16 protein-coding genes are annotated in these 20988 nt (G+C 73.0%); 7 read left to right on the top strand and 9 right to left on the bottom strand.

Going from position 1 to position 20988, the window contains the following annotated elements:
* Positions 1-11 precede the first annotated feature (11 nt).
* The 3 genes from EOE48_RS01355 to EOE48_RS30160 all read right to left on the bottom strand — a co-directional run bounded on the left by EOE48_RS01355 (position 12) and on the right by EOE48_RS30160 (position 3879).
* On the bottom strand, positions 12-473 hold the full coding sequence (locus tag EOE48_RS01355) for a chemotaxis protein CheW (protein ID WP_127726965.1): 462 nt from the start codon (positions 471-473) through the stop codon (positions 12-14).
* Entirely contained in the window at positions 473-2470 is a 1998-nt protein-coding gene (locus EOE48_RS01350) for a chemotaxis protein CheA (RefSeq protein ID WP_127726964.1), read from the bottom strand. Before EOE48_RS01350 ends, EOE48_RS01355 begins: the two co-directional genes overlap by 1 nt.
* Before the next feature lie 245 nt (positions 2471-2715).
* Complete coding sequence (locus tag EOE48_RS30160) at positions 2716-3879, bottom strand: methyl-accepting chemotaxis protein (protein ID WP_127726963.1); 1164 nt, start codon at positions 3877-3879, stop codon at positions 2716-2718.
* 343 nt (positions 3880-4222) lie between these two features.
* Between EOE48_RS30160 and EOE48_RS01340 the strand changes: the two genes are divergently transcribed.
* Entirely contained in the window at positions 4223-4501 is a 279-nt protein-coding gene (locus EOE48_RS01340) for an STAS domain-containing protein (protein ID WP_127726962.1), read from the top strand.
* A gap of 37 nt (positions 4502-4538) precedes the next feature.
* Positions 4539-4904 carry a response regulator gene (locus EOE48_RS01335; RefSeq protein WP_127726961.1) on the top strand — a complete coding sequence of 122 codons (366 nt, stop codon included), beginning with the start codon at positions 4539-4541 and terminating at the stop codon, positions 4902-4904.
* A 566-nt stretch (positions 4905-5470) separates the two neighbouring features.
* On the opposite strand, the gene EOE48_RS01330 is transcribed toward EOE48_RS01335, so the two are convergent.
* On the bottom strand, positions 5471-6100 hold the full coding sequence (locus EOE48_RS01330) for a TetR/AcrR family transcriptional regulator (RefSeq protein ID WP_127726960.1): 630 nt from the start codon (positions 6098-6100) through the stop codon (positions 5471-5473).
* A gap of 182 nt (positions 6101-6282) precedes the next feature.
* On the opposite strand from EOE48_RS01330, the gene EOE48_RS01325 reads away from it, so the two are divergent.
* Both EOE48_RS01325 and EOE48_RS01320 read left to right on the top strand, forming a co-directional pair.
* Positions 6283-7488: an HlyD family secretion protein gene (locus EOE48_RS01325; RefSeq protein ID WP_127726959.1), complete on the top strand. Its 1206-nt coding sequence runs from the start codon at positions 6283-6285 to the stop codon at positions 7486-7488.
* 8 nt (positions 7489-7496) lie between these two features.
* Positions 7497-9071 (top strand): DHA2 family efflux MFS transporter permease subunit, encoded by a 1575-nt coding sequence (locus tag EOE48_RS01320; protein WP_127726958.1) that lies wholly within the window; start codon positions 7497-7499, stop codon positions 9069-9071.
* A gap of 174 nt (positions 9072-9245) precedes the next feature.
* On the opposite strand, the gene EOE48_RS01315 is transcribed toward EOE48_RS01320, so the two are convergent.
* A complete protein-coding gene (locus EOE48_RS01315; RefSeq protein ID WP_127726957.1) occupies positions 9246-9674 on the bottom strand; it encodes a growth inhibitor PemK in 429 nt (142 codons plus the stop codon).
* Positions 9675-9683: 9 nt separating this feature from the next.
* A complete protein-coding gene (locus tag EOE48_RS01310) occupies positions 9684-9953 on the bottom strand; it encodes a type II toxin-antitoxin system Phd/YefM family antitoxin (protein ID WP_127726956.1) in 270 nt (89 codons plus the stop codon).
* Positions 9954-10094: 141 nt separating this feature from the next.
* Between EOE48_RS01310 and EOE48_RS01305 the strand changes: the two genes are divergently transcribed.
* The 3 genes from EOE48_RS01305 to EOE48_RS01295 are packed head-to-tail and all read left to right on the top strand — an operon-like array spanning position 10095 to position 12912.
* The gene (locus EOE48_RS01305) at positions 10095-11210 is read left to right on the top strand and encodes an ABC transporter ATP-binding protein (RefSeq protein WP_127726955.1); all 1116 of its coding nucleotides are present in this window, start codon (positions 10095-10097) and stop codon (positions 11208-11210) included.
* The gene (locus EOE48_RS01300) at positions 11207-12118 is read left to right on the top strand and encodes an ABC transporter permease subunit (protein WP_127726954.1); all 912 of its coding nucleotides are present in this window, start codon (positions 11207-11209) and stop codon (positions 12116-12118) included. The genes EOE48_RS01305 and EOE48_RS01300 overlap by 4 nt, the downstream gene beginning before the upstream one ends.
* A gap of 8 nt (positions 12119-12126) precedes the next feature.
* Positions 12127-12912 (top strand): ABC transporter permease, encoded by a 786-nt coding sequence (locus EOE48_RS01295; RefSeq protein WP_127727200.1) that lies wholly within the window; start codon positions 12127-12129, stop codon positions 12910-12912.
* 289 nt (positions 12913-13201) lie between these two features.
* On the opposite strand, the gene EOE48_RS01290 is transcribed toward EOE48_RS01295, so the two are convergent.
* The 3 genes from EOE48_RS01290 to EOE48_RS01280 all read right to left on the bottom strand — a co-directional run bounded on the left by EOE48_RS01290 (position 13202) and on the right by EOE48_RS01280 (position 20863).
* Complete coding sequence (locus tag EOE48_RS01290) at positions 13202-17509, bottom strand: translocation/assembly module TamB domain-containing protein (protein WP_127726953.1); 4308 nt, start codon at positions 17507-17509, stop codon at positions 13202-13204.
* Entirely contained in the window at positions 17509-19428 is a 1920-nt protein-coding gene (locus tag EOE48_RS01285; protein ID WP_127727199.1) for an autotransporter assembly complex protein TamA, read from the bottom strand. Before EOE48_RS01285 ends, EOE48_RS01290 begins: the two co-directional genes overlap by 1 nt.
* 298 nt (positions 19429-19726) lie before the next feature.
* Positions 19727-20863 carry a glycosyltransferase family 61 protein gene (locus EOE48_RS01280; protein WP_246153910.1) on the bottom strand — a complete coding sequence of 379 codons (1137 nt, stop codon included), beginning with the start codon at positions 20861-20863 and terminating at the stop codon, positions 19727-19729.
* Positions 20864-20988 lie beyond the last annotated feature (125 nt).

Genomic DNA, 20988 nt, shown 5'->3' with positions numbered 1-20988 from the left:
CCTTCAGATCGTTATGCGAGAATGGTTTCGAGGTCGGGGACGAGCACGAACTCGTCGCCGCATTTCACGATCGAGCGCACGTAGTCGGGCCGCCAGCGCGTCCCCAGCCGCGGCACCGGCCGGTGGTCCGACGACCGGATCTCGGTCACCTCGAACACCTTGTCGGCCACCACCGCCACCACCACCGGCTCGTCCGCCAGCCGTGTCTCCACCACCACGTACCGCGTGTCCGCTCCCGCCGATCCCGGCTCCATCCCGAACCGCTCGCGCAGGTCGGCCAGCGGCACCACGTTGCCGCGCACGTTCACCACGTGCCCGACATGGCCCCGCGCCCCCGCCACCCGCGTCGCCGGGATCGGATCGATGATCTCCCGCACCATCCCGGCCGCGAACGCGAACGTCTCGGTCCCGATCCGCAGGAGCACCACCGGCTCGGCCCCGAACCGGTCCGCCGCGCCCTCCACCCCGTTCATCACGCCACCTCCCGGTACGATCCCGCCGGTCCCCCGGCGGCCACGAGCTGACCCACGTCGAGGATCAGCGCCGCCGTCCCGTCCCCCAGGATCGTCGCCCCCGAGAACGTCGTCACGTCCGCGTGCAGCTTCGACAGCGACTTGATCACCGTCTGGTGCGTTCCGAGGATCTGGTCGGCCACCAGCCCGATCCGCGTCCCGCCCGCCGCGACCACGATGACCTTCTGGTGCGCCTCCGGCGCACCCTCCGCCTCCAGCAGGGCGCGCAGGCGCACGAACGGCACCAGCGCGCCGCGCAGGTTGAGGAAGTCGCGCCCGCGGCCGTCCTCCTCCGGCAGGGCCACGCACTCCTCCACCGCCGAGAGCGGCACCACGTAGCGCGCCGCCCCGACCCGGATCAGCAGGCCCTCGATGATCGCCAGCGTCAGCGGCAGCCGCAGCGTCACGCACGTCCCCGCCCCCGGCTCGCTCGTCAGGTCGATCGTGCCGCGCAGGCCCTCGATCGTCTTCTTGACCACGTCCATGCCCACGCCCCGCCCCGACAGGGCCGAGAGCGTCGCCGCGGTCGAGAAGCCGGGGGCGAACAGCAGACCGTGGACCTGCGCCTCGCTCAGCGCCGCGCCCGGGGCGATCAGACCCTTCTCCTCGGCCTTGGCGCGGATGCGCGCGGCGTCGAGCCCGGCGCCGTCGTCGCGCACGCTGACGGTGACCTGGGCGCCGGCATGCTCGGCGACCAGCGCGATGCGCCCGGTGGCGGCCTTGCCGGCCTCGGCCCGGCGAGCGGGCTCCTCGATGCCGTGGTCGACGGCGTTGCGGATGAGGTGGACGAGCGGATCGGCGAGGCGCTCGATCATGGTCTTGTCCAGTTCGGTGTCCTCGCCCTCGGCGACGAACTCGACCGGCTTGCCGAGTTCGCGCGAGAGGTCGTGGACGAGGCGGCGGAAGCGGCCGAACAGGCTGGCGATCGGCACCATGCGGATGCCCATGGTGGTGTCGCGCAGCCGGGCCGAGAGGCGCTCGATCTCCTCGGCGACGGCGGCGAGCCCGGGATCGGCGTGGAGACCGGCGAGCTGGCTGAGGCGGGCCTGGGCGATGACCAGCTCGCCGACGCGGTCCATCAGTTCGTCGAGGCGGCCGGCCTCGACCCGCAGGCTCGCCGACGCCTCCCCGTCCCGGCGCGGTCCCCTGCGCGGCCCGGAGGCGGCCTCGGGCGGGCCGTCCGGAGCGGTCCCGGGCCGCACGACCTCGTCCGCCCGACCCGCGCGCGACGCGGAAGCGCTCTCCTCCCGGGCCGCGTCGAGCGGCTCGAGGGCGAGGGTCATGTCGTCGCGCACGAACAGGAACACGTCCTCGACCGTCTCGCGCCCGGCGCCGGCGCGCAGGTCGACGTCCCAGCCGATGAGCAGGACCTCGGGATCGAGGGCGTCGAGGTCGGGCAGGGCGTCGAGGCGGGCGGTGACCGTGCAGGGGCCGAGATCGCGCAAGTCGTCGAGGAGGGCGAGGGGGTTGGTGCCGTTGCGCAGGAGGCCCGGGTCGAAGGCGAGACGGAGGCGCCAGCCCTGCGGCGGCGGAGCGGTGGGGTCTGCCGCGGCAGGGGAGGGCGCGGGCGGCGCCCCGTCGGCGCGGGTCCCGAGAAGGTGGCCGAGCTGGGCCAGGATGGCCTCGCCGATGACCGGAGCGGTGCCGTCGGGATCGTCGATGAGGGAGCGGATGTAGTCCTTCGCGGCGAGGGCGACGTCGACGAGGTCGCGACTGGTCCGGACGCGGCCCTGCCGCAGCAGGTCGAAGGCCGTCTCGAAGTCGTGGGTGAAGGCGGCGACGCGGTCGAAGCCGAACATCGCGCCGGAGCCCTTGATGGTGTGGAGGGCACGGAAGGCGGTGTCGACGAGGGTGCGCTCGCCGGGTCGCTCGCCGAGGTCGAGGAGGGTCGCCTCGAGGCGGTCGAGCAGTTCGGCGGCTTCGGCCCGGAACACCTCGGCGGGCGTGGGGCTGGTCATGGGGTCACCGGCTCCGGCGGGTTGCGGGCGAAGTCGCGGCCCGGCCGGGAATGCGGACGCGACGATCGACCCGGATGAAGCAGAAGGTAAGTTACGGAGTGCATTGCCGACTTGTCCCTGCCTCGAAACGACAATGGAACATCGTGGAAGAATTTTTCGTTACTGGATAAATCGGCGGCATCATGAAATGCGGCGTCGATTTACCCGGTCCTGATCGTGTGCTTAACGAACCGTCCGGAGGCGGATCAGAACAGGTCGATGCCGGCCAGCGGATCGTCGTCCGGCGGTGCGTCGTCGGCGGCCGGTCCGTCGAGGAGGCGGCGGGTGAGCCGCGCGCGCATCTCGCCGAGGGTGCAGGCGGCGATCATCGCCGGAACCCAGTCCCGGTCGGCGTCGCCGGCGGCCGCGCCGTCGCCGGCCGGATCCTCCGCCCGCTGCAGGGCGGCGTCGAGGGCGCGCACGACGCCTTCGAGGTTCTGGAGCCGTTGCTTGGCGAGGTCCTGGAACTGCATCGCCACGATGGCGGCCGAGACGTCGTCGGTGATCGTCCGCGTCGTCCGGGCGGTCTGCTGCAGCACCCCGGCGAAATGCGCGTTCTGCTCGACGAGGGCGCGCATCACCATCCGCACGCGGGCGTCGGCGGTCCGGCTCTCCTCGGACATGTCGACGGTGGCGATCTCGGTCAGCATCGCGTGGCTGCCGCGCAGCCCGACGGCGATCGACCCGACCTGCCCCTTGATGACGACCGACAGGGCGTTGATGGCGGTGGCGAGGGCCCGGACCTCGTCGGCCACGACCGCGAAGGCGCGTCCGGCCTCGCCGGCCCGCGCCGCCTCGATCTTGGCGTTAAGCGCGAGCAGGTTGGTCTGGCGGTTGATCGTCTCGATCTGCGCGATGCTGCCCTCCACCGAGGTCAACTCGCCGAGCAAGCCGTCGAGGGCCCTCGCCATCGACCCGCCATGGGACGACAGCATCGTGATCTTGCCGATGAGCGCGCTCAGCGTCTCGCCGAGCCCCGAGGCGACCTGCGCGAGAGGCGTCGAGGTGCCGTCGATCTCCACGGTCTGGATCGCGGCGACCAGATCCTCGACGATGCCGGACTGGTCGCGGGACCGGGCGGCGATGTTCTGGAACCGCTCCGACAGGCCGTGGACGCTGGTCTCGACGTCGGCCGAGACGATGCCGAGTTCCCCCGCGAGGGCGTCGAGCGCCTGGCGCTGCCGGGCCGAGAGCCCGAGCCAGACCTGAAGACGGTCGAGGGCCTCGCGGCCGTCCGGCGCCGGGGCGAGTGGCTCACGCTCCGCGGGCCGCGTCTCGACCGGGGTCGCCGCGGCGGCCGGGGCATCGCCCGCCCCCAGCCACCGGGCGGGCGCCCGCCTCAGCACCCCATGCGCTCCCCGAAAGGACATCCACTCTGTCTCCGGCCCGCAGGATCGACGGATCGTCGCGTCAGCCCATGGCCGACGCTCCTTTCAGACAGCGTGGCAGCCCGCACTGAAGGATCAGTTACAATCCAATCCCCGTCTGCCTCACCAAAGCGCTCCAGCATCGCATTCGGTCCCGGCATCAAAGGTCCAGTCGGTACCGGGATGTGCGATCGACCCTGCCGGACGATGGTCGTCGACATGGTGAACAGCATTTTGCGGCTGGGTTGCGTTGGGTTCTTGCACTGGCCTTCATCGAACATTTACAGCGGACCGGCGAACCTCGCTGGCGATCGGGGCCGCGCCCCGCCGAACCCTGCGACCGCCGATGTCCGAACCCCGCCACATCGCCCTGCCCGCCGACTGCAACCTCCGGACGATCCGGGCGCTGCACGGCGAGATCGCGGCCGCCCTCGCGGGTGCGTCCGACCTCACCCTCGACGGCGCCGCGGTCGAGCGGGCCGACGTCACCTTCGTCCAACTGATCGCCGCGACCGTGCGGACGGCGGAGCGGCGCTTGGTGCGGGTGTCGCTCGTCGCCATGTCCGAGGCCGCTTGCGCCGCTCTCGCGCGGGCCGGCCTGCCCGATCTCGGCCGCCCGGCCTGAAGTCGCCTCCCCTTGTCCCAACGAACGGACCGCCGCCATGCCGACCATCCTCGCCGTCGACGACTCGCCCAGCATCCGCCAGATGATCAAGGTGGTGCTCGGCCCCGCCGGGCATACCGTGATCGAGGCCGGCGACGGCGCCGAGGGCCTCGCCAAGGCCAAGGAGGGCCCCCTCGGCCTCGTCATCACCGACCTCAACATGCCGGTGATGAACGGGCTCGAGATGATCCGGCAGATCCGGGGCGTTCCGGCGCTGGCAGGGGTGCCGATCCTGTTCCTCAGCACGGAATCGGACGAGACCTACAAGCAGCAGGCCAAGGCGGCGGGGGCGACCGGGTGGATCACCAAGCCGTTCAAGCCCGAGCAGCTTCTCGCCGTCGTCTCGAAGCTGACCCGGAACTGATCGTCCGAAAATCGTATCATACGATTTCCGATTGATCGCTTCGCGATGCGGAAATCGACTCCGCTCAGGCGCCGCGCGGGCTGATGATACGGAATCCGGAAGCAATCTTCCAGATTCCGTATCAGGGCCTGTTTGACTCTCGATCTAAAGAAAAAACTCCCCTTTCCGGGCCCGAATGGGCCTACACGACTGGAACGCAGTGGAAGGAGATCCGGGATCCAGCATAAGAAGTCGCGAAGCGTCCATATGCAGCGACAGTGCCGGCACACGGAGCCGCTTCGCGGCACATCTGACGTCTGGATCCCGGATCTCCTTCCGCTATCGCTCCAGTCGTCCGGGAAAGGGGTGCCTCGCGCGGTCAATACGATTGACCATCGCTCAAACAGGCGCTCATACGAAATCCGATTGATCGCTTCAGGCGATCCTGGCGGATCGCTTTCGCAACGCGGATTTCGACGTCGCTCACGCGCCGCGCGGGCTGACGATACGAGATGGGTCAATGGCCCTGTCGATCTCGGGCAAGCCCGAGATCGACGTCGATGCGTCGGCATCTTGGGCCGTCGGTCTCACGTCTCCGTCCCGTATCCCGCCAGAAACACCCGCACCGCCTCGCCGACCCAGTACTCGCGCTCGGCCTCGGTCGGCAGGCCGCCGACGGCGAACAGCAGACGGCGCATCGTGGTGGCGGCGCACAGGTCGAGGAAGTGGCGGGCGGCGAGGTCGGAATCCATCGGGCGCAGGCGGCCGGCGGCGACCTGGGCGTCGAGATAGGCCCGCAGGCGGGCCCGGCCCTGGACCGGCCCGGCCTCGTAGAAGGCACGGCCGAAGCGCGGGAACTTGTCCGAGGCGCCGATCACCATCCGCACCGCCGCGACGTGGTCGGGCCGCACCATCGCGTCGAGAAGGCTGAGGCCGAGCCGCCGCAGCACCGCCGGCACGTCGCTGTCGCCGTGGTCGAGGCGAAAAAGGTTCTCGGCCAGCCCGCGCTTCTCCTCCAGCGTCAGGGCCTCGAACAGCGCCTCCTTGCTGTCGAAATAGACGTAGAGCGTCCCCTTCGAGACTCCCGCCGCCTTGGCGATCGCCCCCATGCTGGCGCCGTCGAAGCCGGCGGCGAGAAACACCTCGCGGGCGCCGTCGAGGATCTGGCGGCGCTTGTCGGTCTCGGGAGCGGCGAGGGCGGGCGTATCGGTGTCCATGGGGCAACCATCCGGGCAGGCGGCGAGCCGGTCAATCCCCGGCCGCCGCCGCGGGCTTCCGAATGCCATTGACCGAACGGTTCGGTCAATATACCTCTGCCGCATCGGCGCCGCGACGAGTCGGGCGCCTGTGGCCGGTCCTGCGCCGTCGGGCGGCAGGCCGGCGCCGGAGACCACCCACGATGGCGTTTCGCGAAGACTACGCGCAGGGCGCGGCGGCCGGCACCGGCGCGCAGGCCGGCTCCGGGTCGGCCCCGGCGGCGCCCGGCCGCCGCCGGCGGCCGCTGCGCCGGCTGCTGCTCCTCACCGCTCTGGCCGGGGCCCTCGGCGGCGGCGCCTACGCGGTGCGGGAGTATGTCGAGGTCGGCCGCTTCATGGTCTCGACCGACGACGCCTACGTGCAGGCCGACATCTCGACGCTGGCCGCCAAGGTGTCGGGTTATCTCGACGCCGTGCCGGTGGTGAACGGGCAGGCGGTGAAGGCCGGCGACGTGATCGCCCGCATCGAGGACGGCGATTACCGCCTCGCCCTCAAGGCCGCCGAGGACAAGCTCGCGACGCAAGGCAGCACCATCGCCCGTATCGCCCGGCAGGCCGAGGCCGCCCGCGCCCAGGTGCTCCAGGGCGAGGCGCAGATCGACGCCGCCAAGGCCGATCAGGTCCGGGCCGCCGCCGACTACCAGCGCCAGACCCAGCTCGCCCAGTCCGAGTTCGCCGCCCGCTCGCGCCTGGAGCAGGCCAAGGCCGACCGCGACCGCGCCGACGCCACCGTGAAGGGCGCCGAGGCGAACCTGATCGCGCTGCGCGCCAACGTCGCGGTGCTGGAGGCGCAGGGCCGCGAGGCCGAGAGCCTCGCGGCGGAACTGCGCACCGCGGTCGACCGCGCGAAGCGCGACCTGTCGTTCACGGTCCTGCGGGCGCCGTTCGACGGCGTCGTCGGCAACAAGGCGGTCGAGGCCGGCGCCTATGTCGGCCCGGGCTCGCGCATCGCCGCCCTGGTGCCGCTCCAGAGCGCCCGGGTCGACGCCAACTTCAAGGAGACGCAGCTCGAGCGGGTCCGCGTCGGCCAGCCGGTCCACATCCGGGTCGACGCCTGGCCCGACCGCGACATCCTCGGCACCGTCGAGAGCCTGTCGCCGGCCTCCGGCTCGGTGTTCAGCCTGCTGCCGCCCGACAACGCCACCGGCAACTTCACCAAGATCGTCCAGCGCCTGCCGGTCCGGGTTCGGGTCCCGGCCGAGGTCGCGGCGGAGGGGCTGCTGCGGCCGGGCCTGTCGGTGGTGGTGAAGGTCGACACCCGCGGGGTCGCTGCCGAGGCGCCCCCCGGCGCCGGCCCGGTCCCGCACGTCTCGGCGGCGCCGGCCCTCGTGCGCACCGCCGGGCGCTGAGGCCCGCCATGGCCGCCACCGCCGCCCTCGCGGGCGCGCCCGCCGCCGACCCGCCCCTCGACCGCCGCCGGATGGTGGCGTTCGTGTGCATGGTGTTCGGGATGTTCATGGCGATCCTGGACATCCAGATCGTCTCGGCGTCGCTGGCCGAGATCCAGGCCGGCCTGTCGGCCTCCGCCGACGAGATCCCGTGGGTGCAGACGAGCTACCTCATCGCCGAGGTGATCTCGATCCCGCTCTCCGGCACCCTGTCGCGGGTGCTCTCGACCCGCTGGATGTTCGTGATCTCGGCCGGCGGCTTCACGCTGATGAGCCTGATGTGCGCGACCTCGTCGTCGATCGGCGAGATGATCGTCTGGCGCGCGCTCCAGGGCTTCATCGGCGGCGGCATGATCCCGACCGTGTTCGCCTCGGCCTTCACGATCTTCCCGCCCTCGAAGCGCAGCATCGTCTCGCCGATGATCGGCCTCGTGGCGACGCTGGCGCCGACCATCGGCCCGACCGTCGGCGGCTACCTCACCGATCTGTTCGACTGGCACTGGCTGTTCCTGGTCAACATCGTGCCGGGGATCTTCGTCACGGTCTCGACCTGGATGCTGGTCGATTTCGACCGCCCGAACCTCGACCTGCTCAAGCGGTTCGACTGGGCCGGGCTCGCCCTGATGGCGGCGTTCCTCGGCTGCGTCGAGTACGTGCTGGAGGAGGGACCGGCCCACGACTGGTTCCAGGAGGAGGCGGTGCTGGTCTGCGGCGTGGTCGCCCTCGTCGCCGGGATCGGGTTCTTCTGGCGCGCCTTCACGGCCGAGCAGCCGATCGTCGACCTGCGCGCGTTCCGGGACCGCAACTTCGCCGGCGGCTGCCTGTTCAGCTTCGTCATGGGCATCGGCCTCTACGGGCTGACCTATCTCTACCCGGTCTATCTCGGCCGGGTGCGCGGCTACTCGGCGCTGCAGATCGGCGAGACGATGTTCGTCTCCGGCCTGTGCATGTTCGCCACCGCGCCGGTCGCCGGCCGGCTCGTCGCCAGGGCCGACCCGCGAGTGATGATGGCGGTCGGCTTTGCCGGCTTCGCCGCCGGGACGTGGCTCGCCACCGGCATCACCAAGGACTGGGATTTCGGCGAGTTGCTGCTGCCGCAGGTGCTGCGCGGCTGCTCGCTGATGCTGTGCATGATCCCGATCAACAACATCGCGCTCGGCACCCTGCCGCCGGCGCGGATGAAGAACGCCTCGGGGCTCTACAACCTCACCCGCAACCTCGGCGGCGCGGTCGGGCTCGCGCTCATCAACACCGCGCTCAACGACCGCTGGGACCTGCATCTGGCGCGGCTGCACGAGCGCTTCACCTGGACCAACCCGATGGTGCTGGAGCGGCTCGACACCCTGACCCGCGGCTTCTCTGGCCTCGCCGGCAATCCCGACGCCATGGCGCTGAAGGCGATGATGGGCACGGTGCGCACGCAAGGTCTGCTGATGGCGTTCTCGGACGTCTTTCTGCTGCTGACCGTGCTGTTCCTGGCGATGGCCTGCGCCACGCCGCTGATCCGCCGGCCGCGGCCCGGCACCGGAGGAGGCGGGCACTGAGCGGGAAGGCGGCGTCTCCTCCCGTCGGGAAGGAGACGCCCAGTCCGCGACACGTCTCGGGAGGAGATGCGGACCCGCCGGGGCCGGCGGATCGGGTGCGTGCCGGGGGAGAGGTTACGCCCGTGGGCCGGAGGCACAAGGCGCGGCGGCCCCCCACCTTGGTCCGACGCGCGATCACGACCTCGACGTCAGACGGCTGCGACCGCGCCGGTGGAAACCCGCGAAGGCAGTGACCACCCTGGAGAAGAGGCGGGGCGGAAGGAAGCCGTAGGCATAGCCGCCCCCGGTCACGGTCGGGCGCAGATCGTAGCCCGGCCAGTCGAAGACGTTGCCCTCGCTGACCACGATCCAGGACGGTGCATCGTCCAGGCGCAGGTGGCGTTTGACCGCGGCCGGAATCTCGACGGCCGCGGCCTGATCGTGAGGCGGGCTATGGGTGATCGGCAGGACGGTCACCATGGGCGAGGCCCTCGGTTGCCGGACCGACAAGACGATGACGCCCGGGTGGTCCTTGCGGCCCTCATCGAGACCGGCGACAGCTTCCCGGTGCCAGAGATAGGCGTACGACACCACCAGACCCGGCTCCGGCTCGGGAAGGGCCACGGGGTGCCCCTATTCCTCGTCCAGCAGGGCGTCGAGATGCGCGTGCCGGTCGTCCATCCGGGAGGAGGCGATCGCCTCGACCTCCTCGTCGGGAAGATCGGCCGTCGCGAAGCTGCGGCGGCTGGCCTTGTACCGGCGAAACGCCTCATATTCGTGGGCAGAGACGAAATAGCCCGTGATGGCGCCGTGGCTGGACACCGGCACCGCCTCTCGCTGGGCCTGCATGCGGTAGCGTCCGAAGTTGCGGGTGAACTCGGAGGCCGGGACGGGTTCAGCCATGACGGACGACTCGCGACAGGATCTGTCCCGATTCTGCGCGATTTGCGCGACCTGCGCAAACCCTCGCACCGCCGAGGCTTGACGCTTCCCCGCCCCCGTCGCGTATCTGAGCATTCCCGCCCCGCCGCCTCCCCGGACGACGTGACGACCGCCTCTCCCGCCTCGCCGCCTGCCACCGGCCACCTCCGCTTCGAGCGCGTCGCCAAACGGTTCGGCGCCGTCACGGCGGTGGCGGAGGTGAGCCTCGACCTCGCCGCCGGCGAGTTCTTCTGCCTGCTCGGGCCCTCGGGCTGCGGCAAGTCCACCCTGCTGCGCATGCTCGCCGGGTTCGAGGAACCGAGCGCGGGTCGCATCCTCCTCGATGGCCAGGACCTCGCCGGCACCCCGCCGCACCGGCGGCCGGTCAACATGATGTTCCAGTCCTACGCCCTGTTCCCGCACATGAGCGTCGCCGGCAACGTCGCCTACGGGCTGCGGCAGGCCGGGATGCCGGCGGCGGAGCGCGACGCCCGGGTCGCCGAGATGCTGCGGCTGGTTCGGATGGAGGAGTATGCCGGACGCCGGCCCGACCGGCTTTCGGGCGGCCAGCGCCAGCGGGTGGCGCTCGCCCGGGCGCTGGCGCGGCGGCCGCGGGTGCTGCTCCTCGACGAGCCCCTCGGCGCCCTCGACCGCTCCCTGCGCGAGGCGACCCAGGGCGAGCTGCGGGCGCTCCAGCGCCGCCTCGGCACCACCTTCGTGGTCGTCACCCACGATCCCGCCGAGGCGATGACGCTCGCCGACCGCATCGGCGTGATGGAGGGCGGCCGGCTGGTTCAGGTCGGCCGCGCCGACGCGCTCTACGAGCGCCCGGCGAGCCGCTTCGTCGCTGGGCTGCTCGGCGACGCCACCCTGATCCCCGGCACCCTCGGGGCCGGCGGGGCGGGGGAGCGCCGGGCCCTCGACACCGCTCTCGGCCGGCTGGAGGGGTTCGACGCCCACGGCGCCGGGCCGGAGGGCGCGCCGGGCCTGCTGGTGCTGCGCCCCGAGCGGCTGGCGCCGCGCCCGGACGGCGAGCTGCCCGGCACGGTGCTCGACGCGACCTATCTCGGCGACCGGGTGATGCTGCGGGTCGCGACCGCGGCCGGGCCGGTGCTGCGGGCGGCGGTTCCCGCCGGCGGCGCGGTTCCGGAGCCCGGCGCCGCCCTGCGCCTCGGCTACGCGCCCGAGGCGGCGGCCCTGGTCCCCGAGGGTCCGGTCTCCGCCGGAGCGCCGGCATGACCGCTCTGGCGGAGCGCCTGCGCCAGGTCGCCGGGCCGGTCCTGGCTTTCGGCTGGCTCGCGGCGTTCTTCGGCCTGCCCTTCGCGATCGTGCTGAAGATCAGCCTGTCCGACCCGGCGACGGCGCTGCCGCCCTACACGCCGGTGCTCGACTGGGAGGCGGGGATCGCCGGCTGGGCCAACCTGCTCGCCGCCCTCGACTTCGAGAACTACCGCACGCTCGTGCGCGATCCGCTCTACCTCGACGCGGCGCTGACCTCGCTCGCCGTCGCGGCCGGCGGCACCGCGCTGCTGGCCGTCATCGGGTATCCGATCGCCTACGCGATGGCCCGGGCCGCGCGGCGCTGGCAGCCGCTCCTCGTCGCCCTGATGGTGGTCCCGTTCTGGACCAGCTTCCTGATCCGGGTCTATGCCTGGATCGCGATCCTGAAGGGCGACGGCTTCCTCAACCGGGCGCTCCTGGCGCTCGGGCTGATCGACCAGCCGCTCGCGATCCTCAACAGCCCGGCCGCCGTGATGGTCGGAGTGGTCTACGCCTACCTGCCGTTCATGGTGCTGCCGCTCTACGCCGCCCTGGAGCGCCTCGACCGCGGCCTGATCGAGGCCGCCCGCGACCTCGGCGCGAGCCGGCTCGGGGCGTTCCTGAGCATCACCCTGCCGCTGTCGCTGCCCGGCCTCGTCGCCGGGGCGCTCTTGTGCTTCATCCCGATCGTCGGCGAGTTCATCATCCCCGACCTGCTCGGCGGCGCCGACACGCTGATGCTCGGCCGGGTGTTGTGGAGCGAGTTCTTCTCCAACCGCGACTGGCCGCTCGCCAGCGCCGTCGCGATGGCGATGCTGCTCCTCGTCGCCCTGCCGGTGGTGCTGTTCCGCGAGGCCGAGGCGCGGCGGCTGGAGCGCGAGCCGTGAGCGCCGCGATGCACCCGCTCGCCCGCATCGCGCTCGCGCTCGGCCTCGCCTTCCTGTACGGGCCGATCCTGCTGCTGGTCGTCTACTCGTTCAACGAGTCGCGGCTCGTCACCGTGTGGGGCGGGTTCTCGACCCGCTGGTACGCGGCCCTGCTCGCCGACAGTGCCCTCGTCGCCGCGACGACCGTGACGCTGAAGGTCGCGCTCGCCTCCGCGAGCCTCGCCACGGTGCTCGGCACCCTCGCGGCCTTCGCCCTCGACCGGCGCCGGCTGCCGGGCCGGCCGCTGCTCAGCGGCCTCGTCTACGCCCCGATGGTGATGCCCGAGGTCATCACCGGGCTGTCGCTGCTGCTGCTGTTCGTCGGGCTCGGCATCGACCGCGGCCTCGTCACCATCGTGATCGCCCACGCCACCTTCACCCTGTCCTTCGTGGCGGTGGTGGTGCAGGCGCGCCTGCGCAGCATCGACCGCTCGCTGCTGGAGGCGGCGGCCGACCTCGGCGCCCCGCCGGAACAGGTTTTTTTCACCGTGACGCTGCCGCTGATCGCCCCGGCGGTGATCGCCGGGTTCCTGCTCGCCTTCACCCTGTCGATGGACGACCTCGTGATCGCGAGCTTCGTCTCCGGTCCCGGTGCCACGACCCTGCCGATGCGGCTCTACAGCCAGGTCCGCCTCGGGGTGACGCCGGAGATCAACGCGATCTCGACCCTGCTCATCGCCGCGGTCAGCCTCGGCGTGCTCGCGGCCTCGCTGATTGCGGCCCGGCGGGGCCGGGCGGCGGGGGTGCCGGTGTGAGGGGTACGGAGGGGGGCGCGTCGTCCTCGTGAGCGATCGACGGTGAGGCGCCACTCGAACCCTCCCCCTCTGCGGGGGAGGGTGCCCGGCGGAGGCCGGGCGGGCCGGGACGAAGTCCCGCAAGAGGGGAACCACGCTTCCTGATCTGGCTCGGTGGCCGTGTCTGGCGCTCCGTCCGGCACTGTCGCGTTCCCCTCTCCCGGCCTGCTCCGCAGGCCACCCTCCCCCGCAAAGGGGGGAGGGTTAGCGCGCGAGTCGCACCATCAACGGGTTCCGGAGCGACGCCGCCTCAATACTCCCACTCCGCCCCGACGCCGACCGCCGTGCGCCCGTCCGCCCCGGCCTCGCCCTGGACCTTGATCCGGCCGGTGACGTCGTAGGTGACCGTGGCGGCGCTGTCCTCCGGGCGGGCGCCGGCGCGGACGCCGACATTGACCCGCTCGCCGAGCGCCCGCGACAGGCCGACCGCCGGGCCGCCCTTGGCGCCGGTCTGGATGTCGAGCCCGTCGAGGCCGAGGCTGCGGCGCGCGCTGTCGAAGGCGTCGGGGCCGCCGGCGCCGCCGGAGAGCTGCGCCACCGCCTGGGCGAGCTGGAGCGCCTGGAACGGCGACAGGCCGCCGGTCGCCTTCTTGAACAGCAGGCGCGACAGCACCTCGTCCTGCGGCAGCGGCGGCGTGGAACTGAGCACGAAGACCGGCTGGTCGGCCGGGCCGGTGACGGCGACGCGGGCGATCACGTCCGACGCCTGGGTCTGGGCGGCGAAGTCGAGCTCCGGCGCGGCGAGGTCGCCCGCGAAGGTGAGCCGGCCGCGGGTGAAGTCGAGGCTCTGGCCGGCGAGCGCGATCCGGCCGCGGCGCATGTCGAAGGCGCCGTTGGCCTGCGGCGCCCGCGAGGTGCCGGTCAGCCGCAGGGCGCCGCCGAGCTCGGCGTCGATGCCGCGCCCGCGCACGGTGATGCGGCCGGGGGCGTTCACCGCGACGTCGAGGGTGGCGACGAACGGCGCACTCCGCTTGGCCCGCGCCCGCCGGTCGCGCCGGGCCTGGGCGGCGAGCTGCGCTCGTAATTCCGGCGGGGCGTTGACGTGGCGCACGCCGGGCAGCGGCCGCACCGTCGAGGGCAGGCGGTCGGGCACCGCGACGTCGAGGGAGATCACGTCGACCCGGCCGGCGACCTTCGGCGTGCGGGCGAGCGGCCCCGTCAGCGACAGGTCGAGGCTCGCCACCGCGTCCATCAGCGGGCTCGCCACCAGTTCGGCCCGCTCGCCCGCGATGGTCAGGCTGCCGGGAAAACCGGCGGCGGGATCGACCGCGACCCGGCCCGCGACCCGCAACGTCCCGCCGTTGCGGGTCGCCGCGGTCAGCCGCTCGATCACCACGGTGTCGCCGCGGCCGGTGATCCGGCCCTGGATGTCGGTCAGCCGGATGCCCTGGAGCGGGTCGGTGAAGCTGCCGCCCGTCACGGTCGCGGCGCCGTCGACCCGGGGCGCCGAGAACGTGCCGCCGAGCCCGGCATCGAGGGCGACCCGGCCGGTGACCCGCTGGCCGCCGGCGGCCAGCAGCGAGTTGGCGAGCGCCGCGTCGAGGGTGCCGCGCACCCGCAGGGCGAGGGCGCCGCCGGTCTCGACCGGCACCGAGCCGGAGACCGACAGGCTGGCGCCGCGGCCCGCGGTGGCGGTGCCGTCGAGGCTCGCGCGGCCGTCCGCGAGGGTGCCGGCGGCGCGGGCCTCGACCGCTGGCAGCCCGGCCGCGCGGGTCTCGGGGGTGACGAGGCGGGCGAGCGCGAGGCGGTAGCGCCCCTCCGGGCTCTCGGCCCGGCCGGTCAGGGTCGCGTCGCCGTCGAGGGTGCCGGACAGCGAGAGCGACGGATCGGCGATCCGGGCGAGCGCCAGCGGCACCGCCGTCAGCGACAGCCGGGCGTCGAGGCGCCGGCCGAGGCGGCCGTCGAGGGCGATGCGCCCGCTCCCGGCCGCCACCGCGAGGCCCTCGACCCGCACGCCGTCGTCCTCCAGCGTGAGCGAGGCCGGGCCGGCGAGGGCGAGGCGGTCGCGGCCGCGGGTCGCGGCGAAGCGCGCGAGGTCGAGCCGCACCGGCGGACCGGGCAGCAGCCGGCCGGCCCCGTCGAGGGCGAAGCCGCGGGCCCTGGCCTGGAGCGTCAGGTCGCTGCCGGCCGCAGCCGGCACCGCATCGAGGCGAACCGATTCGATCGTCTCGCCGCCGAGGTCGACCCGGTCGGCGGCGAGGCGGCCGGACACCCGCGGCGCCCGGCGCAGGTCGGTGCCGGCGAGGTCGGCGTCGAGCCGCGCCAGCGACAGGCCGGCCGCCCGGATTCCGGCTCCTGTCGCCCGCAGGCGCGCATCCTGCCGTCCCTCGGCCGCCGACAGTGACAGGGCGGCGTCGAGCCGGCCGGCGAGGCGGGTGAGGGCGAGCGCCGAGAGGTCGTCGAGGTCGCCGGCGCGCAGCGACAGGTCGCCGGCCGCGAGGCCGTCGCCGGCGAGCGTCACCGCGCCCTGCGCCGCCACCGAGCCGAGGGCGAGGGCGAGGCGGTCGAGGCGCCACGTCTCGCCGGCGCGGGCGAGATGGGCGTCGCCGGTGAGCGGCTTGCCGTCGACCGCGCCGGACAGGGCGAGGGTGCCGTCCAGCGCCCCGGTGACGTCGCGGGCCTTGAGGTCGAGTGCGAGGCCGCGGATCGGCCGGCCGAGCGCCCGCGCCTCCGGCGCCGCCGCGACGAGGCTGAGGTCGGGCCGTTCCAGCGAGCCGGTGAGCCGGCCGTCGAGGGTCGCCCGGCCGCCGAGGTCCGGGTCGAGGGTCGCGAGATCGGGCAGCACCACCCGGCCGGCGACGTCGGCCTGGGTCGCGGTGGCGCGGCCGTCGAGGGTCGCGGTCACGGCGGCGCCGTCGAGGCGCACCGCCTGGAAGGCGTAGCCGTCGCGCAGGCGGGTGAGGCGGCCGGCGAAGCGGGGCTCGCGCCCTAGCGTCCGGTCGAGGGCCGGCGTGCCGAGGGCGAGTTTTTCGGTGCGTGCCGAGACGTCGGCGGTGACGCCGCCGCGGCCCGGATCGCCCGAGAACGCCACCTCGGCGGTGACGCGGCCGGCGAGCGGGCGCCCGGCCAGCAGCGAGAACCCGGCGATGTCGCGCAATTCCGCCTTGAGAGTGCCGGTGAGGACGTCGCGGCCGATCCGGCCGGCATAGCGCGCCGTCGCCACCGGGCCGTCGAGGACGACCTCGCTCAGGTCGGCGACGCCGTCCGGGCCCAGCGTGCCGCGCAAGGAGAGGGCGGCGCGCGGGCCGACGGCCCGGCGCAGGGCCGGATCGGCGAGGCTCAGGCCCTCGACCGCCGCGTCGGCGGAGAGGCGGAAGGACTGGCCGGCGGGGAGCGGCGGCAGCGGCTCGGCGGCGAGGTCGGCGGTGATCCGGTCGAGCCGGCTGCCGGCGGCGGCGAGGCCGGCGGCGCGCAGGCGCCCGACGACCGCCGGCGCCGCGAGCGGTCCCTTGACGCTGCCGTCGAAGGTCAGCGCCTCCAGGGTCGCCTCGCCGGCCTTGGTGACGCCGCCCTCGGTCGGCAGCGCCCGCGCCTGGAGGGCGAGGTCGGCGCGCCGGCCCGCGTCGACCCCTCCCGAGAGGGCGAGGCGGGCGGTGCGGGAGGCGAGCTCGAATCGGTCGACGCCGAGCGCGCCGTCGTCGCCGAAGCGCAGGGCCCCGTCGAGCCGGGTGGTGCCGGAAAAGACCGCGGCGGCCGGGCCGGGCATCAGCCCCTCGATGCGCGAGGCGAGGTCGAGGGTCATCCGGCGCTCGCGCCCGGCCCGGTCGATGCGGGCGCGGCCTTCGGCGCCGATGTCGTCGCCGGCCTTGAACGCCAGGGTGGCGGCCCAGGCGTCGAGCGGCCCGCGCCCGTCGAGGTCGAGGGTGACGGGCGGGAGGCCCGGCAGGTTGACGGCCCGGGCGAGCAGGCCGCCGGCGGGCTCGTCGTGGGCGAGCTTCAGCTCCAGCCGCTCGCCCTGCGGCACGAAGGCGAGGCGCAGGGTGGCGTGGCCGGGCTGGTCGAGCCGGCGGATGCCGAGCGACAGGTCGAGCCCCTCGCTCGGGTTGCCGAGCGTCGCCTGTCCGGCCCCGGCGAGGCGGGCGGCCTGCCCGATCACCGGCTCGCCGAGGACGAATTCGCCGAGGCCGAAGGTCTTGACCTCGACCTTCACCGGCAGTTCGGGCAGCAGCGATTGGTCGGCCTCCGGCGCGTCCGAGCCGGCGGCCGAGGGCAGCGGCCGGCGCAGCACCTCAAGCCGGCCGATCTCGAGCCGGTCGACCTCGAGCCGGCGCGACAGCAGCGCGGTGCGGCGCCAGATCAGCCGCGCCCGGTCGAGGCGCAGCCACACCCCGTCGCGGTCGGCGATGGTGACGTCGCGGATCGTCGCGTCCGAGGACAGCGCGCCGTCGACCGCGCCGATCGACACCCGCGAGGTCGGCGTCGAGAGCACCCGCGACAGCAGCCCGCCGAGCACCGTCTTCTCGGCTTCGGCGGCGAGCCCGAGGGAGGCGTGGCCGAGCCAGGCCAGGGCCAGCAGGACGACGAGCGCGGCGGCGGCGCGAGGGACGGCAATCCGCATCAGAACGCCTGACCGAGACTGATGTAGAGGGCGACCGGCGGCTGCTTGAGCGCCCTGTCGGGGTTGAGCGGCACCGCGAGGTCGACCCGGACCGGGCCGATGCCGGTGTAGTAGCGCAGGCCGAGCCCCGCGGCGAAGCGGATGCGCTCGTCGAAATCGGGCAGGCTGCCGGCGAAGGCCGTGCCGGCATCGACGAACGGCACGATCCCGATCGTGTCGGTGATCTTGATCCGGCCCTCGATCGAGCCTTCCAGCAGCGAACGGCCGCCGATGGGGAGCTGGAACGGCCCGATCGGCCCGACCGTGCGGTAGGAATAGCCGCGGATCGAGCCGCCGCCGCCGGCGAAGAACCGCAGCGAAGCCGGGATCTCGGCGAGCCCGGCGCCGCTGATCGAGCCGAAGCCGAGGCGGGCGGCGAGGATGTAACGGGCCTCGTCGTCGAAGGCGACGTAGGTCGAGCCCTGGGCCTTGGCGAGGAAGATCCCCGGATCGGAGCCGAGGAAGGCCGGGTAGGGCACCGCCGAGGCGGTCAGGCGCACGCCCTCGGTCGGGTCGAGCAGGTTGTCGGTGGAATCGTAGGCGACCGAGACCGGCAGGCCGACGAGCCGGTAGTCGACCCGCCCGAGGGCGTCGCGGGACGAGCCGACCTGACCCTCGATCCCGGCCTGGGCGGAAAACGTGTCGGAGAAGCGGTGGCGCAGGGCGATCGTGCCGCCGGCCGCATCGGTGAGGTAGGATTGCTGGACCTCGCGGCCGACGAAGGCGCTGACCAGGAGATCGTTGCGGGTGCCGAACAGGCCCGGCTTGACGAAGGTGGCGGCGAGCCGGCCGCCGAGGCCGTTGGTCTCGATGCCGGCGAGCTTGCGCCGGCGGGCGTAGAAGTCGTTGCCGAGGCCGAGATAGTACAGGTCGGCGTCGATGCGCAGGCTCTCGCCGCCACCGAACAGGTTGCGGTCGGCCCAGTAGGCGCGCACGCCCGGCCCGTCGACGGTGGAGTAGCGGGCCGAGACCCCGACGAGGTGGCGGGCGCGCTCGGCGACCTCGACGAAGACCGGCAGGTTGCCGTCCGGATCGAGCGCCGTGCCCTCGCGCACCCGCACCGAGCCCAGGGCCTCGATCCGCGACACCGAGCGGCGGATGCCGGCCAGCGCCTGCGGCGAGTACGGGTCGCCGGGCTCGGCGTAGATGAACGATCGGATCACCGCCGGGTCGACGCCCGGGGCGCCCGAGACCGTGACCGCGCCGATCCCGGCCTTCGGCCCCGGGTCGATCGCGAAGGCGACGTCCATCGCCTGCGCGGCGTGATCGACCACGGGATCGCGCCGCACGACCTTGACGAAGGGGTGCCCCTCGGCGCGGAAATGATCGACGAGCTTCGCCTCGCGGGCGAGCACGGTGGCGGAGCGGGCCGGCACGTCCGGGCCGACCCGGGTCAGCCGCTCGGGCAGGATGTCCGGCGGAAACGGGCGCCCGGCCGGATCGGTCACGGTGAGGCTGCGCAGGTGGTAGAGCGGTCCCTGCTCGACCGCGATCCGCACCGGAACCAGGACGCGGTTGCGCGCCGCCTCCGCCGCCCGCACCGCGGCGCGCGCCGCGGCATCGCCGCCGAGGCGCACGTCCTCGATGCGGATGCCGACGCTGCCGCCGTAATAGCCGTAGCCCCACAGCACCTCGGTCAGGCGGGCGGGGTCGGCCTCGGCCCGGCGCAGCAGGCCCTCGCCGTCCGGCGGCGGGTCGAGGCGCAGGCGGTAGAGCGAGGAGGCGTCCTGGAGCGGCCGCAGCAGATCCTCGTCCTCGACGCCCTGGAAGCGCAGGCTGTAGGGCAGGGCGGCCGGGCTCGGCGGCGGCGGCGCTTCCTCGCCGCCGAACAGCCCGAACAGGTCGAAGGCACGGGCGGGCGTCGATTCGCTCCCGAGCATGGCGCAGGCGAGCAGCGCCGCCGCGAGCCGGCGGATCCTCGGGTCACCCTGTTGCCGCCGCGCCGGCGGCGCGCCGTCCCCGTCCGTCCCCTGTCCCGCCATGCCCCCCGGCTGCCATCTGCCCCCGTCCTGCCCCGAGGGTCGGCGGAGTCGGTGTCCAAAGCGTGTCCGGGCCGCAGCGCGGCCCTGCGTCATTTAGGGAAGCTGAGCCGCCGAGGGCAAGTCCGGCGGCCTCCCTTCGTGGCGTTGCCCCCCGGCGCCTCCGACCGCTTCCGGGAGAGGATCCGCCGGCCGGCCGTCAAAGGGACAGCGGAGGAACCTCCACGCCGCCGGAGGCCGCGCAGGCTTCGGCGAGATCGATGGCACGGCCGATGGAGGACAAGCGATAGTGCTGGACCTCGACCCCGTCGTGATGGGCGAGTTCATCCGGATGAACGGTGATGAAATGGTGGTCGCACGCGGAAGCGAGTTTCTCCTGAACGTCGCTGATTCTCGACAGCGACACCACCACCGTACCCGGACCGGAGAAGACGGTGTTGTGAAGTGCCGACCCGCCTTCTCCCGCAACGATCCGGGCGTCGTCGAAGAGAGCGATCTGCTGGCCGAAACCGAGATCTTCGGGACGAACGATCTCGAAGCCCCGGGACACGAACAGCGCCTCGATGTCGGCTTCCCCGGCGAGCATGCGGCGGACGCTCCGGGAGCCCGCGCGATACTGCTTGCGGGACAGAAAGATCCTGCGCTCCCGCCGGCCTGCCGCGATGCGGAAGTGCCGCTTCATGTGGGTGACGAACCCGGCGAATTGCGGATGCAGGCAATAGCTGTTGTGCAGCAGGGACGGCGCGATCAGCGAGGGCGACGTGACCGCGTGCGTGTCGGCGTCGTAACGGACGACTTGTTGCGGCCCGACGCCGAGAACATCATGCAGCACGTCGAAGGCATAGGCGGGACTATCCTGCGGAACCAGAACCTTGTAGCGGCTGAAATGCTTGCCGAGCACCAGCCGGGCGCTCCAGCATCGCGGCCAGATGTCGAGCAGCCAATGTCCGTAGACCCAGCGCGAGATGCTGTTGAGGAGGATCGCAGGAGTGGACAAGGCGAGGAGGTTGGTGCGCTGCCGCCGTTCCGCAGCGACATCGAACGCACCGGAGGCGATTTCGGCGGCGATATAGATCGGCATCAGGTCGTGCTGGGTGAGCAGCTTTCCGGCGTGCTCGACGTACAATCCCCCATAGGCGAGACCGTTCGGCACGACGTAGAGCCCCGAGCTGTCCATGAGGAACGGCGGCTCCGCCGCTCCCGCCTCGCACCCCATCGAGCGCACGTCGATCCGGGCACCCTTGGCAGCAGCGGACCGAACCCGCCCGGAATGCGTCAACTTGAGAACGTCATCGAGTTGGACGGCCTGTCCGGATTTCAAGTCGAATTCGAGCATCACGCGGCCGAAATCACCGATTCGATGCGCATACTCTCTTGAGGTAGGGCAGAGCAAGGCTAGACAGGGATGCGTCCCCAGCGGCCGGGACTCGTGCGGTTCGACCATGCGCCCCCGCGGCGCGC

Source organism: Methylobacterium oryzihabitans (assembly GCF_004004555.2).
Taxonomy (GTDB): Bacteria; Pseudomonadota; Alphaproteobacteria; order Rhizobiales; family Beijerinckiaceae; genus Methylobacterium; species Methylobacterium oryzihabitans.
Note: the sequence above shows the minus strand (reverse complement) of the source record. Positions and strands in the feature narration are given on the sequence as shown.

Coding starts and splice junctions, on each gene's coding strand:
- EOE48_RS01340 (WP_127726962.1), top strand. CDS start 4,223: ATGTCCGAACCCCGCCACATCGCCCTGCCCGCCGACTGCAACCTCCGG.
- EOE48_RS01310 (WP_127726956.1), bottom strand. CDS start 9,953: ATGGCTGAACCCGTCCCGGCCTCCGAGTTCACCCGCAACTTCGGACGC.
- EOE48_RS01335 (WP_127726961.1), top strand. CDS start 4,539: ATGCCGACCATCCTCGCCGTCGACGACTCGCCCAGCATCCGCCAGATG.
- EOE48_RS01330 (WP_127726960.1), bottom strand. CDS start 6,100: ATGGACACCGATACGCCCGCCCTCGCCGCTCCCGAGACCGACAAGCGC.
- EOE48_RS01350 (WP_127726964.1), bottom strand. CDS start 2,470: ATGACCAGCCCCACGCCCGCCGAGGTGTTCCGGGCCGAAGCCGCCGAA.
- EOE48_RS01285 (WP_127727199.1), bottom strand. CDS start 19,428: ATGCTCGGGAGCGAATCGACGCCCGCCCGTGCCTTCGACCTGTTCGGG.
- EOE48_RS01320 (WP_127726958.1), top strand. CDS start 7,497: ATGGCCGCCACCGCCGCCCTCGCGGGCGCGCCCGCCGCCGACCCGCCC.
- EOE48_RS01280 (WP_246153910.1), bottom strand. CDS start 20,863: ATGCTCGAATTCGACTTGAAATCCGGACAGGCCGTCCAACTCGATGAC.
- EOE48_RS01325 (WP_127726959.1), top strand. CDS start 6,283: ATGGCGTTTCGCGAAGACTACGCGCAGGGCGCGGCGGCCGGCACCGGC.
- EOE48_RS01300 (WP_127726954.1), top strand. CDS start 11,207: ATGACCGCTCTGGCGGAGCGCCTGCGCCAGGTCGCCGGGCCGGTCCTG.
- EOE48_RS01290 (WP_127726953.1), bottom strand. CDS start 17,509: ATGCGGATTGCCGTCCCTCGCGCCGCCGCCGCGCTCGTCGTCCTGCTG.
- EOE48_RS30160 (WP_127726963.1), bottom strand. CDS start 3,879: ATGTCCTTTCGGGGAGCGCATGGGGTGCTGAGGCGGGCGCCCGCCCGG.
- EOE48_RS01355 (WP_127726965.1), bottom strand. CDS start 473: ATGAACGGGGTGGAGGGCGCGGCGGACCGGTTCGGGGCCGAGCCGGTG.
- EOE48_RS01295 (WP_127727200.1), top strand. CDS start 12,127: ATGCACCCGCTCGCCCGCATCGCGCTCGCGCTCGGCCTCGCCTTCCTG.